This window comes from Priestia taiwanensis (assembly GCF_014638355.1).
Lineage (GTDB): Bacteria > Bacillota > Bacilli > Bacillales > Bacillaceae_G > Priestia_D > Priestia_D taiwanensis.
Window position 1 is genome coordinate 1646932 of record NZ_BMFK01000001.1, and the last position, 17203, is coordinate 1664134.

The 17203-nt window shown below is 37.3% G+C and carries 15 protein-coding genes; 4 read left to right on the top strand and 11 right to left on the bottom strand.

Translation table 11 applies throughout. The features are described from left to right. Positions 1-28 precede the first annotated feature (28 nt). Positions 29-721 (bottom strand): VanZ family protein, encoded by a 693-nt coding sequence (locus tag IEV41_RS08490; protein ID WP_188387956.1) that lies wholly within the window; start codon positions 719-721, stop codon positions 29-31. Beyond that, a complete protein-coding gene (locus tag IEV41_RS08495) occupies positions 718-1047 on the bottom strand; it encodes a PadR family transcriptional regulator (protein WP_188387957.1) in 330 nt (109 codons plus the stop codon). The genes IEV41_RS08490 and IEV41_RS08495 overlap by 4 nt, the downstream gene beginning before the upstream one ends. Before the next feature lie 144 nt (positions 1048-1191). On the opposite strand from IEV41_RS08495, the gene IEV41_RS08500 reads away from it, so the two are divergent. Further along, the gene (locus tag IEV41_RS08500) at positions 1192-2124 is read left to right on the top strand and encodes a TraB/GumN family protein (RefSeq protein WP_188387958.1); all 933 of its coding nucleotides are present in this window, start codon (positions 1192-1194) and stop codon (positions 2122-2124) included. A gap of 82 nt (positions 2125-2206) precedes the next feature. Here the strand turns inward: IEV41_RS08500 and IEV41_RS08505 are convergent, their stop codons facing one another. From IEV41_RS08505 to fumC, 4 genes are all read right to left on the bottom strand, one after another. Next, positions 2207-2362, bottom strand: coding sequence for a hypothetical protein (locus tag IEV41_RS08505; RefSeq protein ID WP_188387959.1), 156 nt, complete (start codon positions 2360-2362; stop codon positions 2207-2209). 70 nt (positions 2363-2432) lie between these two features. Beyond that, positions 2433-4034, bottom strand: a complete 1602-nt coding sequence (locus tag IEV41_RS08510; protein WP_188387960.1) for an MDR family MFS transporter — start codon at positions 4032-4034, stop codon at positions 2433-2435. Between the two features lie 232 nt (positions 4035-4266). Next, complete coding sequence (locus tag IEV41_RS08515) at positions 4267-4692, bottom strand: PH domain-containing protein (protein ID WP_188387961.1); 426 nt, start codon at positions 4690-4692, stop codon at positions 4267-4269. Between the two features lie 18 nt (positions 4693-4710). After that, a complete protein-coding gene (gene fumC, locus IEV41_RS08520) occupies positions 4711-6102 on the bottom strand; it encodes a class II fumarate hydratase (RefSeq protein ID WP_188387962.1) in 1392 nt (463 codons plus the stop codon). A gap of 239 nt (positions 6103-6341) precedes the next feature. Here fumC and IEV41_RS08525 point away from each other — a divergent pair, with 239 nt between their 5' ends. Continuing rightward, a complete protein-coding gene (locus IEV41_RS08525; RefSeq protein ID WP_188387963.1) occupies positions 6342-6491 on the top strand; it encodes a hypothetical protein in 150 nt (49 codons plus the stop codon). Positions 6492-6685: 194 nt separating this feature from the next. Here the strand turns inward: IEV41_RS08525 and IEV41_RS08530 are convergent, their stop codons facing one another. From IEV41_RS08530 to arcD, 3 genes are all read right to left on the bottom strand, one after another. Further along, on the bottom strand, positions 6686-8767 hold the full coding sequence (locus IEV41_RS08530) for an LTA synthase family protein (RefSeq protein WP_188387964.1): 2082 nt from the start codon (positions 8765-8767) through the stop codon (positions 6686-6688). 163 nt (positions 8768-8930) lie between these two features. Further along, complete coding sequence (locus IEV41_RS08535; protein WP_188387965.1) at positions 8931-10997, bottom strand: LTA synthase family protein; 2067 nt, start codon at positions 10995-10997, stop codon at positions 8931-8933. Between the two features lie 134 nt (positions 10998-11131). Continuing rightward, the gene (gene arcD / locus IEV41_RS08540) at positions 11132-12568 is read right to left on the bottom strand and encodes an arginine-ornithine antiporter (protein WP_205181484.1); all 1437 of its coding nucleotides are present in this window, start codon (positions 12566-12568) and stop codon (positions 11132-11134) included. A gap of 518 nt (positions 12569-13086) precedes the next feature. Between arcD and IEV41_RS08545 the strand changes: the two genes are divergently transcribed. Beyond that, positions 13087-14520, top strand: a complete 1434-nt coding sequence (locus tag IEV41_RS08545; protein ID WP_188387967.1) for an alanine/glycine:cation symporter family protein — start codon at positions 13087-13089, stop codon at positions 14518-14520. 25 nt (positions 14521-14545) lie between these two features. On the opposite strand, the gene IEV41_RS20170 is transcribed toward IEV41_RS08545, so the two are convergent. Beyond that, positions 14546-14674 carry a hypothetical protein gene (locus IEV41_RS20170; RefSeq protein ID WP_268235133.1) on the bottom strand — a complete coding sequence of 43 codons (129 nt, stop codon included), beginning with the start codon at positions 14672-14674 and terminating at the stop codon, positions 14546-14548. Between the two features lie 99 nt (positions 14675-14773). Here IEV41_RS20170 and IEV41_RS08550 point away from each other — a divergent pair, with 99 nt between their 5' ends. Continuing rightward, positions 14774-16663 carry an LTA synthase family protein gene (locus IEV41_RS08550; RefSeq protein ID WP_229722180.1) on the top strand — a complete coding sequence of 630 codons (1890 nt, stop codon included), beginning with the start codon at positions 14774-14776 and terminating at the stop codon, positions 16661-16663. Positions 16664-16706: 43 nt separating this feature from the next. On the opposite strand, the gene IEV41_RS08555 is transcribed toward IEV41_RS08550, so the two are convergent. Beyond that, complete coding sequence (locus tag IEV41_RS08555) at positions 16707-17048, bottom strand: YxeA family protein (RefSeq protein WP_188387968.1); 342 nt, start codon at positions 17046-17048, stop codon at positions 16707-16709. Between the last annotated feature and the right edge of the window lie 155 nt (positions 17049-17203).

A 17203-nucleotide genomic window follows, 5' to 3' on the forward strand; every position in this document is an offset into this window, starting at 1 on the left:
AGACTCCCAATCTAACAGTTTCTCATACTTATTCTTTTACTTGCTTCAGTGGAGTATATCTCTTTATCATACCCCACATCGCAAAGCCTATTAAAATACCAGTCATATTTAAAATAATATCATCAATATCAAATATACCGCGCATCGTCGCTAATTGCAGCCCTTCTACTACTAACAAACTTAATGTACATGTCATGATAAGTTTCTTTGTTTTCATATATTTCTTAGATAATAACGGCAACAATGATCCAAATGGAATGAATACAACAATATTGCCAACGATATTCATCATCCATGTACTAAGATTATAGTTTGTAAATCCTGAAACATATGCATAAATTGACTGAAATGGAACAAGATTAATATAATGACCAATCCCAATATACTCAATTGTCTCTACCACCCTTGACCATCCATTCATTGGACGATTATAGATGAACAATAAATAAATCATCCATACTGAGTATAGACCTAATGCAATTTTTACATATTTTTCATCCGGAGAAATTGATTTTCCCAACTCTTTTCCAATAAATTTACTTTCTCCAAAATCACTAACAGCGGCACTCACAGCTCCTTCCTCATTCATTCCATTACTCAAATTCTCCATATACAAGCTATACAAATGATCGTACATTTCATCGTATAACTCTTGTCGCTCTTTCTTCGTTACACTTAGTTCGCTAAGTACCTTTTGTATGTACACTTCTAATTCTTTCATGCCAAAGCCCCTTTACCACACATATTAATTAAATTCGTGATTTGCTCCCACGATTTCAACTTACGCTCTAATTCTGTTTTGCCATTTGTAGTAATACGATAAAACTTCCGGCGCATCCCTGTTTCTGATTCTCCCCAATACGACTCGATAAACTCTTTTTGTTCCATTCTTTTCAGAGCAGGATACAGTGTTCCTTGACTCATGTTATATTCATCCCCACTCTGCTTCTTCAACTCTTGAATAATTTCATATCCGTACGTATCGTATTTCGAAATAATTGTCAAAAGCAAGATATCAATACTTCCTTTTAAAATCTCTTTATCCACGGTTATCACCTCTATATACATCGTATCACGACATATGTAGTGATACAAGATGAAAAAAGAAATAAAAACTAGTATTTGTAAATAAAGGGAATGTGGATTATTCTGAATATAACATCTTGTAATTAAAAAGGGGGATATCTATTAATGAAGCATATAATAAAACTACTATTTAGTTTGTTTACTATTTTATTATTAGCAGTTGGTTGTTCAAGCGAACCGAAAGAAACAAGCACACCCAAAGAACCTGCAAAAAAACAAGAGACCGAGGAGAAAAGCGCAACTTCCTCTCTCAAACCACTCTTATGGGAAGTGAAACACGGAGATGCTACAGTGTATTTATTCGGAACAAAACATCTTGGAAAACCAGAATATTATCCACTTCCATCATTCGTAAATGACGCATTTACATCATCTGATACGTTAGTGACAGAAATTATTGAAGAGGCTAACATGGAAAATAAACTTCTTGATTTTATGTACAAGAATGGCGAAACGGTTGAAAGCCATATTTCTCCTGAAACTGCGACACATATTAAAAAGCGCGCTGAAGAGTACGGAATTGATTACAATATGCTGAAAATCATGAATCCAGAAATGATTGGTATTACCTTTACACAAATGAGCTATATGGCAGCTGGCTATTCACCGGATTTCGGGTTAGACTCCTACTTCACAGAAGAAGCAAAAAAGACAGAGAAAAAACATGTAGCATTAGAAACGATGGATTCCCAACTAGAATTGCTCTATAATCAGTATACAAAAAACGAAGCTGAACAAGAATTAATGAAAATCAAATCAAAAGAAGAAGCGATTGCAGAAGTAAAAGAATTTGCAGCGAATTATCTAGAAGGTAACGAAGAAGCTCTAATGAAAGAAATCATTGAATCATCAAACGAAGAACAATACAAATCTGTTGTCTATGACCGTAATATCAACATGACAAAGAAAGTGGAAGAATACTTAAAAACGGACAAAACGTATTTCGTTGCTGTCGGTGCAGCACACGTTATCGGCAAAGACGGTATGGTGGCTATGCTGAAAGAAAAAGGATACTCTCCGATGAAAGTAGAAAAATAATTTGCCCGTTACAAATAAAGGATGCCTGTGAACATTCACAAGGCATCCTTTTCATTTTTTATTAGTTGCTATCAGTATGTTTTCAATTTTTACGATTCTTCGTTCTTAACTCTTCTTTTATTTGCAGTCGAAGCTCTTCCATACGGCTATGTTTTCTTAACATCAACGAAGAAGCGATGACTACAACGATATATTCCATATATGTATATTTTCCACCTTGTTCAATAATTCTTTGCATATAACCCCCTCCTTTTTCATTATTTTACCACAAAAAACCGTAACCCTTGATGGAGTTACGGCTTTATCATTTATGAAACAACTGATTCTTCTTTTTCTACTTCATCCTTTTTACGATCCGACAAACGAATATTACGCAAGAAGACCGCAATAACCGCAGCAATTGCCACAACGCATAGCCCAACAAGGAATACACTATGAATAGAACCAACCATTGCATCTTTCACAATTGGAACGACATGTTCTATCACAGATGGCGGCATCGTACTTAATAAGTCTGGATTTAATAGCATTGAATATAATCCTTGTGGATTCGTATGAATCATTTCAGACATTTGCGTATTCATTTCTTTTGGCATCGTATTTAAGAACGGTACTAATTTATCCGTTAATAAATTCGTTGACCTTGCATTCATCACTGCACCAAGTACTGTCATCCCTAACGTTCCACCAATTTGACGGAAGAACTGGCTAGAAGATGTTACAACCCCCAGCTCTTTCTTAGAGAATACTTCTTGAAGCGCCAATGTTAATGTCGGCATCACAAGGCCTAATCCTAGACCAAGTACAATCATATATGTTGTAGTCGTCATTTTTGTCGTGTTAATGTCCATTGTCGATAAGAGATAAAATGCCGTTGCAACTGTTACTAAACCGACGATAATTTGTGGTTTAACCCCAATTCTCACAACAATTCGCCCACCGATAATACTCGCAATAACGAGTGAAATCATCATTGGCGTCATAATTGTACCAGATTCTGTCGCACTTACTCCGACAACACCTTGCATAAATAACGGTACGAACATAATCGCGCCGAACATTCCAATACTCATTAAGAAACCAACAGCGTTGATTGTCACGAATGCTTTATTTTTGAATAAATGCATCGGTAAAATCGGTTCTTCCGTTTTTGTCTCAACAACAACAAATGCTACTAAGAAAATAGCCGCTAGCGCAAATAAGCTAATAATTTGCCACGAACCCCATGGATAATCTACTCCACCGAACGTTAACGCAAGTAATAAACTTACAACCCCAACAATCATCGTGAACATACCCGCAATATCGAACTTCACATGATCCTTCTTCGTATGACCTTGTAATCCCATCGAAATAACAACTGCCGCTAGAATACCAACTGGTAAGTTAATGTAGAACACCCATCTCCAATCAAGCGTATCTACAATCCATCCACCAACTTGCGGACCAATAACTGAAGCTAGGCCATATATTCCACCGAATACACCTTGCCACTTCGCACGTTCTTTCCCTGTAAAAATATCCCCAATAATAATCATTGCCATCGGCATCATAATACCGCCACCAATACCTTGAATACCACGGAAAATGATTAATTGCATCATATCTTGTGCCATTCCACATAATGCAGAACCGATAATAAAAATCGCAATACCTGCAACGTATACTACTTTACGTCCAAGTAAATCCGCTAATTTCCCCGCTATTGGTACGACAGCTGTAGACGTTAACATGTAAGATGTTGTTAACCATGCCATCATACTTAAACCACCAAGTTCCCCAACAATACGAGGCATCGCTGTACTAACAATCGTACCATCTAGCGCTGCGAATAACATCGCAATTAATAAACCAGCAATTAATAAACCACGCTTCTCCTGTCGTGGCTGCTGTAACGCTTGCTCACCCATTCTTTTTCCTCCTCTAACACCGCATTCACACTTACTAAAAAACTCCCCATGCCCAGTCTTTATATATTTGATAGGTGCTATCTATTTCATTTAGTATATTAATATTTAATAAAGTTAAACAATATATATAAATGTACGCTTCTTCTCTTGTATTGTCAACACTAATTTCCATCCCTTCTAGAAAAAATAAAAAGGTATCCATCTGCATGATGATGGATACCTTTTAAACTCGTTACACCGCCACTCGTTTAACTGTAATCTGTGGACAATATTCTTCAAATACAAGGTCTAATTTTTCCTTGTTACGTGGCGTTAGCATAATATAATTATTATTTTCCCCATAGAAAATCTCAACTTTATTTACCCCTTTTTTCTTTCCTTGTTCATCTACTCTCGTATGATCAACAATTTTTGAAATATCTTTATAATAGAGGTTAAAGCTGAACATTCCTTGTTTCACTTTTAAATATTCTTCCGACGGCTCATACTTCCCTCGTAAAAGAAGCGAAATAATCCCTACTGTCACAACAGTTTGAACTACTTGCCAGTTAGTTAATCCCCCATCGAGCACAATCGATAGCGTCAATCCTACATAGAGAAACAAACTAACGCTTCCAAAAATTCGCTGGAACGTAAAATATTCCACTTTTAAAGCCATGTAATCCCATCCCTACTGTTAGTCAGCACTTGGATGAAGCATTTTGGACGGGTCAACATATTCATCGAATTGTTCTTCCGTCAGTAACCCTGTTTGAAGTGCTGCTTCCTTTAGCGTTAGTCCTTCTTTGTGAGCGAGCTTTGCTATTTTTGCAGCATTCTCATAACCGATGTATGGATTAAGTGCTGTTACAAGCATTAAAGAACGTTGTAAATTGTTCTCTAATTGAGTATAGTTCGGTTCAATCCCAATCGCACATTTGTCGTTGAAGCAATCCATCGCATCTGCTAGTAAGCGTGCAGATTGTAAAAAATTATAAATAATAACTGGCTTAAATACGTTCAACTGGAAGTTTCCTTGACTAGCAGCAAAACCAATTGCTGTGTCATTCCCTAGCACTTGCGCAACGACCATGGTTAATGCTTCACTTTGCGTTGGATTCACTTTACCGGGCATAATAGAGCTTCCCGGTTCATTTTCCGGAATAATAATTTCACTAATACCACTTCTTGGTCCACTTGCTAACCAACGTACATCATTCGCAATTTTCATCAGATCTGTTGCCAACGCTTTCAATGCACCGTGCGCAAAAACTACTTCGTCATGACTCGTTAATGCATGAAACTTATTTACCGCTGATGTAAATGTCTTGTTTGTATATGTACTAATTTCTTCAGCAACCATGTCTCCAAATTTCGGATGTGCGTTCAAGCCTGTTCCTACAGCTGTTCCACCAATTGCCAATTCTTTCATATATTCTACACTGCTTATAATCATACGCTCATTCTTGTTTAGCATTTGCTCCCATGCACTAATTTCTTGTCCTAACGTAAGTGGCGTCGCATCTTGTAAATGCGTACGACCTATTTTTATTATATCAGAAAACTCAGTCGCCTTCTTCTTGAATGTTTCTTTCAATCGGCTTAAGGACGGCATTACATAGTCTTCTACAATTATTACTGCTGCAACGTGAAGAGCTGTTGGGAACGTATCATTCGAACTTTGTGACATATTCACATCATCATTTGGATGAATAACCTCTTCTTTTCCTTTCTCTTTCAGAAGTTGATTTCCTCTTCTTGCAATGACTTCGTTCACATTCATATTCGACTGTGTACCACTTCCTGTTTGCCATACAACTAACGGGAATTGCTCATCCCATTTTCCTTCGTAAATTTCGTCAGCTGCTTGAACGATTGCTTCCATCTTTGCTTCAGATAACTTTCCTAGCTTATAGTTCGCAATTGCTGTACCCTTCTTTAATAAACTAAATGCTTTGATGATCTCTACGGGCATTACTTCTGTTCCAATCACGAAATTCTCTTTACTTCTTTGCGTTTGTGCTCCCCATAATTTATCCGAAGGAACTTTCACCTCTCCAAGCGTGTCTCTTTCGATTCGAAAACTCATCTATCCCACTCCCACCTATTTAGTTTCGTTTTCATTGTAGCATAACAACAACTAGTTGATAACTATTCTCACTCAGGAATGCGTTTTATTTCCCACTTAACCAAATATATGTTACAAAAAGAGTAGTATATATTTATTTTTCCACATTAATTCCGGGGCAGAAATTTACTAACGAATAAATTTTGTGATGTGGAAATAGAAAAAGAATATATACGAAAAGATGTGGAGGGGGAACCACCATGACGTTCATGCAAATTATGATTCTTTTCATCATCGGGGTAGTATTATTAGTAATTGGATTCGTAACAAAGAAAAGCTGGTTGAAATTCGTAGCATTACTTCCATTCGCAATTTCTAGTTGGCAGCTTGTCATGTTACTCGGTCAATAGCTGTTTTAATACGTGCAAGAACAAAACGATTACTCCTTTTTTCTATATAATAACGTGTCAATACGTAATAATTATGTTCTCATTTCATATGATTATTTTTATTCCTACGATAATTGACAGCGCTTTAGATAGACAAAACGTAATCCACGTCAAATGTAAAAAAGCAAGTTGTCACTAGGACAACTTGCTTTTTCTTATTTTTCGTATGAATATGGCTTACTTGTGAAAATTTTAATCTTTTGTGAATCGAGTAGATGCAGTGTTACCGCATGCTTTCCACTATCTACCTTACTTGCACTAACTGTTAGCGTCGTTGGGTTCTCATACGTTGTATCTACTTCTTTACCGTCAATTACTACTTTCGTGTCTTTCGTGAACATGCTACCAGTAACAATGATATTACCATCTTTCTCTTCTATCTTCTCAATTTCCGGACCTTTAATTCCTAAATGGAAACCTTCTGGATTCGGAAGTTGAGCTGATGGTACGGCATATTGATTTCCGTGTAAAATATCGTACTGCAACATTTTGTACTCGTCCATCTTCTCACGTGAGAAGTTCTCTGCATCTAACCAACGTTCTGATGGTAAGAAATTCACACCATTTACATATTGTTCGTGTAAGAAGTTCGACATTGTATTCCCTTCTACTCCTGCACGGTCTAATAAATATTGACCTAAGAACGATGTCGTTAATGATAAATCGCCTTTTTGTCCAGAGTAATTGTCCCAAATAAGCATTGGTGTATTGTACATTTCTTTATATGATGCATAGTCGCCTGGTTTCTCACCCATACCTACTTCATCATATACTTTTTCACCAGCACCTAATGAAGGACGGTGGTCACCGAAGTATACAACAATTGTCGGTTCGTCAATTGCACTTAATTCGTCTGTTAATTGTTTAATGGATTGATCAACAGAATGCATTGTATTAGCGAAATATTCTACAATATTCTTCGATGATTCTGTTTTTAAGCCTTCTGCTGTAATATCCCCGATATCTTTATTATCTGGATACGGACCATGTCCTTCCATCGTTACAGCGTAAATAAATGCTGGCTTCTCTTGATTCTTCACTTGATCTGCAATACGTGGTACTAATTCTTTATCTTTCACATAACCGCCAGCTGTCTCTGGATCTTGGTAGAACTCAAGGCTATCAAGACGGTTAAATCCTAAGTTTTTATATACATCTTTAATTTTATAGAACCAGCTATGCCACGGTGTCATTGCTGTTGCGTCGTAGCCAGCTTCTCTAAATTGCCATGCGATTGATGGTAACGGACGATTCACATAATGAATGTAAGGCATTACTCCACTTGGCACATATTTCGCTGACATACCTGTAATAACTTCGAATTCAGAGTTTGCTGTTCCGCCTCCGAATACAGATACGTTCATCTTTCCTGATAGATGCTCTTTTTGAAGAGCATGGAAGTTTGGAAGTGGATCTTCACTATACGTTACGCCTGGTAATTCTGTCGGATCAGAGAATGCTTCACTCATCACAACAATAACGTTTGGTTGTCTTCCGTCTGGTGTATCAGGAGCTTTCTTCACTACTTCCTGTACTGCTGTCTGTGGTACTAAATTCTCAATTGTTTCTTTATTGTACCCCGCTGGTTCTGGCACATGTAAATGTTTAATGTTGTCAATAAACGCTAAATATAGACCTGCTGATTCGTAACTTGCACGTTGATCGTATGAAACGAATCCTAAGCCTAATTTACCTTGAATATCATATTTCTCTTCGTTCACTAATAGGAATACCGATACAAGCCCTAGAATTCCTAACGCTGCGCGAATGCCAAAATGGATTTTCTTATCGCCCATTGTTTTCCATACATAACGAACTGCCATCACGACAAGAATAAGGATAATTGGAATAAGAATCCATACAAATGTCGGAACATAGGATGTTACTTCACCAGCTTCTGTCGTTAATAAGAAATCTGCTGGAAGTAACGGCTCGCCACGGAACGCTTGCTTAATGGCACTCCCTGCTGCAAATCCACAAAGTGGAATACTTAATATAATTCCCGCTACCATGTAAGCACGAACGGAAATTAATAAAAAAATCGAAAACACACCAAATATTAATACGTATGTTACTAACCACTCTTTCGGATGAATACCTAACCATATTCCCAAACTTACAACCGAGCCACCGCGCTGAATCAGTTCAACTAGTAGCATCGTAATCAGTGGTAATAAGAATACAAATAAATATGGTGAGCGTTGCTTTTTCTCTTGTTGTTTCTTTTTAAATAACATTTAGACACGCTCCTTTGCTTTGTCAGTATAGATTATATCAGCTGTTAGTTCTCCACCTCTAACAGATTGATAGAAATATTCCTCTCGAATAACTTTCATTATAGCAGTCTACATACCTATTGAAAAATAAAAAAGTAGTCTGAAAACATCAGACTACTTTTCCTTAAAAGGTATATTCTGCACTTGTGTAAATGTTCGCATCTCGAGAGTCGTACAGTTGAATCTTAACTTTATCGCCATCTGCCGCACTCTTCGCCTCGATTTCTAACGTTGTAGGGTTCACATATGTTGTCTGTATATCTTTTCCATTTACTTGTACACGACATTTTTCAGTGAACACTGTCCCAGTAATTACTAGTTTGTCCCCATCTTTAGCAATCGTGCTAATTTCCGGACCTTTGTACCCTTGTTTGAAACCTTCCGTTACAGGAATATCTTTTTTTGTTACACCATAACGTTCTCCAAATAACATATCATATTGCAATAGCCTATATTCATCTATTACTTCTTTCGGGAATTTAATTTCATTAAACCACTGCTCTGCTAAAATGTAACGATGACCTTCTTTAAATAAGCCTGCTAAATAATTTGTTAAGTTATTTCCTTCTACACCAGCACGGTCTAATAAGTAAGGTCCAATGAATGGCGCACTCATTGACAACTCGCCTTTTTCACCCGAATAGTTATCCCATATTAATAACGGTGTATGATACATTCTCATGTAATCTTCAAACGGTGTGCCACCTGTATTGAATTTAGTACCTTCAAATACACCACCAAGCGAAGGCAAGTGATCACCGAAGAATAAGACAATTGTTGGTTCATCTAACGCTTGCAAATCATCTGTTAATTGCTTAATAGATGCATCTATTTCATTCATCGTATTTGCGAAATAACTAAGTTGTTCTAACTGATTGTCTGGTAACTCGGCATTAACCTTTATCTTATCTTTCTTCGGCATATTATCATATGGACCGTGACCTTGCATCGTTACTGCATAAATAAACGCAGGTTCTTCTGTGTCAGCTACTTGATTTGTTATTTTCTTCATCAATTCTTTATCTTTAATATAATATCCATCCATTTCTGGCTCTGCATAGAATTCCATACCTTCTAAGCGATTAAATCCAAAATATTTGTATACGTCCTTTAATCGATAGAACCAGTTGTGGTATGTCGTCATCGCAGACGTATCATAACCAGCTTGTCTAAATTGCCATGCGATGGATGGTGTTTCTTTATTGACATAATGAATGTACGGTATTCCCCCTGCTGGTGTATATTTCGTCGACATGCCTGTCAACGCTTCGAACTCACTATTTGCTGTTCCTCCACCAAATACAGATACATTCACTTTCCCACCAATATGCTCATCCTGCAAGCGGTGGAAGTTCGGAAGTGGATTTTCACTGTAGGTTACATTCGGCAAATATGTTGGATCGAAAAATGCTTCACTCATCACAACAATGACATTTGGCTTCTTCTCTTCCCCACTACCAGCTAATGCTGTTGTAGCAACCTGACTTTTCGCTCGCTTATCAACAAGCTCTTTTACCGTATCTTCTGTGTAATTCTCAGGTTCTGAAATGTGTAAATATTGCAAGTTATCAATGAACGCTAAAGCTAAACCGTTTTGATTATAGTTCGTTTGTTGTTCAAATGAAATAAAACGAAGTCCTGCCTGTTCACGTAACTTCACTTTATCTTCCATAAAGAAAAGAATCATTACTACAACTGCCAGCACTGGCATTACAATACGTACCCACTTCGGTACAGTCCTCCCTTTTCCCCATTTCGAAATAAAGAAAACTCCAATAGCGACACCGACAATTGCAAGTGCTGCTAAAATCCACGTCATAAGGGGCACGTACATACTTACCGCCATCGCCTCTTTCAACATCCAAAAGTCTGTCGGAATAACTGGCTCACCACGAAATTCTGCTTTAACTGAACTACCGTATGCAAAGGTGGCCAATAGCAATGTGACAACTGCACTTCCAATGAAGTATCCTTGCGCCGAAAATGCCATAAACATTGCACACGCACTCCATACAAATACGTACGTAAAGAAAAACTCTACCGGTCTGTCTACCATCCAATGAAGAAATGCACCAATAGAACGACGATGTAATCCTTCCATTAATCCAACTGTCATAAGTGGGAGGATGAACATCATGGTATAATGTACCCATGTCAATGATTTCTTCATGTTGCTTTTTCTACTCATCATACTTCTACTCTCCTCTTTTGAATTCTATCGACTATTATCCCCAATTTGTCGAACATTGTCCATAACTTTTAACATTTTACCCAAAAAACTACAAAACGCCTAGGAAGGTGTTTCACCTTTCTAGACGTTTTCCTTTACAGGTACATTTGACCTGTAGTGATTAAATACACTGTTGTTACAGCTGCAACAACAATGATAAGCGCTAACATTGCTTCATACTTCGTAAACATTCGCTCATTCGACTCTTTCTTCGCTTTCCAGTAGAAAACAAGTCCGATGAAGTATAGCGTTGTTACACTTAGTAAGTACGTTAATCCTGCAGCATAAATAAGCCATGCAGCATACACCGATGCAATAATACCGATAATAAGTTGTTTTCTTGTTACTTCATTTTGATTGTATCCGTCACGATTCACTGTTATTTTCACTTGATACAGCGCAGAGAATAAGTATGGGAGTAGCATCGCTGTACTTGCCATTGAATATAACGCTTGGTAAGTCGACGATGTAACTGCAATTAAGACGAAGAAAATTTGCATAATCCCACTCGTTACCCATAACGAAGCGCTTGGACTTTCATTCTTATTTACCTTATTGAACATTTTCGGAAATAACTTGTCTTTAGATGCGACATACGGAATTTCACATGCTAAGATTGTCCAACCAAGTAAGGTACCAACTAATGAAATAATTAATCCAACATTAATTAAGATTGCTCCCCACGGCCCAACAACATACTCTAACACATACGCTGTTGACGGAGACTTCAAGCTTGCTAGCTCTTCTTTTGGCATAACACCAAGTGATAACATCGAAATCATGATATAAATTGCTAACGTACCTAATAATCCGATAACCGTCGCACGACCAACATCTTTCTTATTTTTCGCTCGACCTGATAATACGACTGCACCTTCTACACCGATGAATACCCACAGTGTAACAAGCATCGTGCTTCTTGTCTGTTCAAACAACGAGCTCCAACTGAATTCACCTGGTCCGAAGAACTCAAATGTAAATGTCTTCATGTTGAATGCAATAACCATAACAATAATGAAAAGCACAACTGGAATTAATTTCGCAATCGTTGTTACTAAATTAACGAGCGTTGCTTCTTTCATTCCACGTAATACAAGAAAATGATACGTCCATAATAGAGCCGAAGCGCCAATCATTGACGCCATATTATTACCCTCTCCAAAGATTGGGAAGAAATAACTTAATGAATTAAATAATAATGTGAAACTAGCAATCGTTCCTAAGAAAGCCGATAACCAATAACCGAAGGCACTATTGAAGCCTACATACTCTCCAAATCCCGCTCGTGCATAACTATACACACCGCCATCAAGCTCCGGCTTCTTCACTGCTAAGTTTTGAAAACATAGCGCTAGCGCTATCATTCCTATACCTGTAATCACCCAACCGATTAGTACAGCACCGCTATGTGCACCTGCTGCCATATCACTCGGAAGGTTAAATAATCCCCCGCCAATCATGGCCCCAACTACTACCCCGATTAAAGAAGGTAGTCCTAGTTTGTTGTTAATCGCTCTCACCCCGATATCTATCTATATTCATTATTCCATTGAATATTTATACATTGTTTAGAAGCTAATTATAGAAGATGGTTATTTATTTGTCTATATATTTCCTCAAAAAAGTTTTTGTACTAAAATTCATAACACATTCTCCACTTATAAATACTGTCTAAATCCTTCTATTGCAAGCTTTTATAATACATGACTAGAGATAAATGGAATGCCATATAATAAAGGAGAAATGAGGTAACTTACCTCTACTCTCATGTGAAAAACCTTGAAATAACAAGAGTATTCTTATTATAATAAGAACTATCGTTTAGTTTTATCCTTATATTATAAGAATAATCTGCACATATACGAATCAAATAAGGTTCATTTATGTGCTCCTTATTCGGGCAACTATACATATATATTCATTTAACATGCTTCTTTCACTAACACTTTATTTGTCCTACCAACATAACCACTCACTTGGTTTTACAAATCAGCATATGTAGTTTAGTTTTGCATGAACAAGGAAAACAATAAAAAAGAGGAGGAACATTATGGGAAATATTCATGATTTTATTATTGCAGCGAACAGTGTTCTTTGGAAATACGTCCTTATCGCCGTTCTTCTTGCATTAGGTGTGTTTTTCACACTACGAACAAATTTCGTTCAATTCCGTTACATAAAGGAAATGTTCCGTTTATTAGGAGAATCAAAGCAAAAAGAGTCATCTGGCGTATCATCGTTCCAAGCATTCTGTATTAGTATTGCTTCTCGTGTAGGAACAGGAACAATTGCGGGTGTCGCAATCGCTATTACAACTGGAGGGCCTGGTGCTATCTTCTGGATGTGGGTTATCGCTCTGATTGGAGCAGCCACTGGTTTCATTGAGAGTACACTTGGACAAGTATACAAAATCCGTGATAATGGCGGATACCGTGGCGGTCCTGCTTACTATATGGAACAAGGACTAAATAAACGTTGGCTGGGGATTATTTTCTCTATTCTTATTACTATTACATACGGTCTTGTATTCAATGCAGTACAAGCTAATACAGTAAGTGCCGCACTACAAAACGCATACAGTATAGATACAAAAATAACAGGTATTTTATTAGCGCTACTATTCACAGTAGTTGTGGTTGGTGGTATTAATCGTATCGCTCGCTTCACAGAAATAATCGTACCAATTATGGCAATTGCATACGTTGGTGTTGCACTATTCGTTATGTTTAAGAACATTACGTTACTTCCAGCAGTATTTGAAACAATTATGGCAAATGCATTCGGCTTCCGCGAATTTGCTGGTGGCGGTATGGGCGCTGCCCTTATGCTTGGTATTCAACGTGGATTATTCTCGAATGAAGCTGGTATGGGATCTGCGCCAAATGCAGCTGCAACAGCGGAAGTATCTCACCCAGTAAAACAAGGATTAATTCAAACGTTAGGTGTATTTACAACGACAATTATCATTTGTAGTGCTACGGCATTTATGATTCTGTGCTCGGACTTATATGCTACATCTGGATTAACAGGAATTGAATTAACACAAATTACGTTACAAGAACAATTAGGTGGATGGGCAAGCGCATTCTTAACATTCACGATTTTCTTATTCGTATTTAGCTCGTTAATTGGTAACTATTATTACGGCGAAACAAACATTGAATTTTTAAATATTCATAAACGTTGGTCGTATGTATACCGTATTGCTGTTATTGCAATGATTGTCTTAGGTTCTATTGCTGCCCTACAATTTGTATGGGATATGGCAGACTTATTCATGGGCTTGATGGCGTTAGTGAATTTACTTGCAATTACGTTAATGAGCAAAACTGCTTTCGCTGTACTGAAAGACTTCACACGCCAAATGAAAGCTGGTAAAGACCCTGTCTTCTATGCTGACACAGTACCTGGCCTTGATAATGTCGAGTGCTGGCAACGTGATGACGTACAAGAAACAAAAAAAGACCAGAATCATTTAGCATAATAAAAAGTGGCCATCGCATAGGTGGTCACTTTTTTTGTTGTTCGCTTTTTGGAAGAATATTACCATCCACTTTGTTGATTTCCCCGCTGCTCGGCATAATTCTCCACTCACTATTTACGATAAACTGACTAAAAGTTTCATCCTTTTTCTTCATATCTTCTCCCCTTCCTTTATATACTGATTACAACACGTCCATTTTTCGAATGGACAACTCGGTTGCAAGGAACATTTTCTGTACGAAGGAGGATATGTCGTGAAGGAGGCATCACCAAACCAACTACGATTCATTCTGTTTGTTGCTATACTTATTTGGCTAAAAACATATATCGTCTACAAACTTTCATTCCATTTCAAAATTGAAAATACAATGCAGGAATTCATTCTTTTCCTTAGTCCTTTGAGCTCGGTATTGTTTTTAGTAGGTATTAGCTTGTTTCTAGAGGGGAAAAAGAGAACAAGATTCATCTTATTTGTGAGTATTTCCTTATCCCTCCTTCTTTCTAGTAACATTCTCTTCTATACATTTTTCGATGACTTTATTACATTGCCTGTTTTATTTCAAACAAACAACTTCGGAGATTTAGGCGCTAGTATCCAGCAACTAATCGACTACAAAATACTCATTGCGTTCGCAGACGTTATCATTCTCCTCTTCGTCATATGGAAAGTGCCGTCGTTCATCTATACAGGACCTGTTTCTCGCCCTAAAAAAAACATGTATTTCATCACTTGCATATGTATCTTTCTCGTTAATTTAACGCTCGCTGAAATACAACGCCCACAACTACTAACACGTTCATTCGATCGTGAGATGCTCGTAAAAAACCTTGGTCTATACACGTATCATCTGTATGACGCTATTCTTCAATCAAAGACCTCTGTTCAGCGCGCCCTTGCAGATGGAAACAAATTAACGGAAGTCGAAAATTACATAAGTGCAAAATATCCAGAAGTGGAGAACGACTCTTTCTTCGGCATTGCAAAAGGAAAAAATATTATTATGGTATCGATGGAATCAACACAAAGTTTCCTTCTAAATCAAAAAATAAACGGACAAGAAATAACACCTTTCCTAAATAAATTCGCCAAACAAAGCTATTCCTTTCCTAACTTTTATCATCAAACAGGACAAGGAAAAACATCTGATGCCGAATTTCTTATTGAAAACTCATTATATCCACTAGACCGAGGAGCTGTCTTCTTCACTCATCCAAACAACGAATATGTTGCCTTACCTGAACTATTAAAGCCAAATGGCTATTATTCTGCTGTTTTTCATGCCAATAATAAAAGCTTCTGGAACCGTGATGTCATTTATCCAGCTTTTGGATATGACCGTTACTTCCATAATGGCGATTACGAAACAACACCTGAAACGTCTACACAATGGGGACTCAAAGACAAAGAGTTTTTCAAACAATCCATCCCTTATTTAACGTCGTTGCAACAACCGTTCTATACGAAACTTATTACATTAACGAATCACTATCCGTTCGATTTACCTGAAGAAGAACAAATGCTACCACCTTATGACTCGAATGACCAAACATTGAACCGTTACTTCCAAACTGTACGCTATATGGACGAGGCACTTGAACAATTTATTCAAGACTTAAAAGATGCAGGGTTATACGACAATTCTGTCATTATTTTATACGGCGATCATTACGGGATTTCAGAAAATCACAATAAAGCAATGGCAGCATACTTAGATAAAGAATCGATTACACCATTTGACCATATTCAATTACAACGAGTTCCTCTCTTCGTTCATATCCCGGAAAAAAAAGGAAAGGTTATTCCAACTGTAAGCGGGGAAATTGATGTGAAGCCGACTATTCTTCATTTACTTGGCATCAGCAGCAACAAAGATTTTCATTTCGGACAACAACTATTCGCGAAGAAGCGCGAGGAATTCATCATTCTCCGTGACGATAGCTTCATCACGAAAGACCTCATCTATACGAAAGGTGTATGCTATGACAAAAAGACAGGAGAAGAAACAGAGATGGGGAGTTGTACACCGTATATTCATCAATCGAAAGCCGAACTCGAGTACTCCGACAATATTATTTATAGTGACTTACTACGATTTTTTCCAGGCAACAAATACAAAACTGGTGAGCTAAAAACAGATTATTAAAAAACGAAGCTACCTTTTCATTCAAGGTAGCTTCTTCGTTTCATTATTTCTTAATTATGGCTAATGCTTTTTCCGGCACTTCATTCTCTTGTACTTCGACAAATGATTTACCATTTCTGCCCTTCACGAATACTTTTAAATACGCGTCTTTTCGTAAATCACGTGATGTTAATAACACAAACTCTTGTTTGTCTCCATCTTTATTATAGCCCGTTAACTCGTACTCCCATTGTTTTTCGTCAAGCTTCTTCCCATCCTCTTTTAACAATACATAATACTCATCCATATCAATAAACGGATTCACACGGTCCATCATTTGACCACATCCACTTGTTACAATAACGAACATCATAAGTACAGCAAATAATCCTAATATACGTTTCATCTTAATAATACCTCCAATTACAATCACTATTGCTATTATGCTTAAAAAACATTAATGAAACTATTTCTTCTCCTTACATCTTCCTTACATTTTCGTCACATAAAAATGTTTTCAAGTCAAAACAATTGAAATAGCTGCTTATTATGCCGATGAAA

Coding starts and splice junctions, on each gene's coding strand:
- IEV41_RS20170 (WP_268235133.1), bottom strand. CDS start 14,674: ATGAAGAAAAAGGATGAAACTTTTAGTCAGTTTATCGTAAATAGTGAG.
- IEV41_RS08510 (WP_188387960.1), bottom strand. CDS start 4,034: ATGGGTGAGCAAGCGTTACAGCAGCCACGACAGGAGAAGCGTGGTTTA.
- IEV41_RS08545 (WP_188387967.1), top strand. CDS start 13,087: ATGGGAAATATTCATGATTTTATTATTGCAGCGAACAGTGTTCTTTGG.
- IEV41_RS08535 (WP_188387965.1), bottom strand. CDS start 10,997: ATGATGAGTAGAAAAAGCAACATGAAGAAATCATTGACATGGGTACAT.
- IEV41_RS08505 (WP_188387959.1), bottom strand. CDS start 2,362: ATGCAAAGAATTATTGAACAAGGTGGAAAATATACATATATGGAATAT.
- IEV41_RS08515 (WP_188387961.1), bottom strand. CDS start 4,692: ATGGCTTTAAAAGTGGAATATTTTACGTTCCAGCGAATTTTTGGAAGC.
- IEV41_RS08525 (WP_188387963.1), top strand. CDS start 6,342: ATGACGTTCATGCAAATTATGATTCTTTTCATCATCGGGGTAGTATTA.
- fumC (WP_188387962.1), bottom strand. CDS start 6,102: ATGAGTTTTCGAATCGAAAGAGACACGCTTGGAGAGGTGAAAGTTCCT.
- IEV41_RS08530 (WP_188387964.1), bottom strand. CDS start 8,767: ATGTTATTTAAAAAGAAACAACAAGAGAAAAAGCAACGCTCACCATAT.
- IEV41_RS08490 (WP_188387956.1), bottom strand. CDS start 721: ATGAAAGAATTAGAAGTGTACATACAAAAGGTACTTAGCGAACTAAGT.
- IEV41_RS08500 (WP_188387958.1), top strand. CDS start 1,192: ATGAAGCATATAATAAAACTACTATTTAGTTTGTTTACTATTTTATTA.
- IEV41_RS08555 (WP_188387968.1), bottom strand. CDS start 17,048: ATGAAACGTATATTAGGATTATTTGCTGTACTTATGATGTTCGTTATT.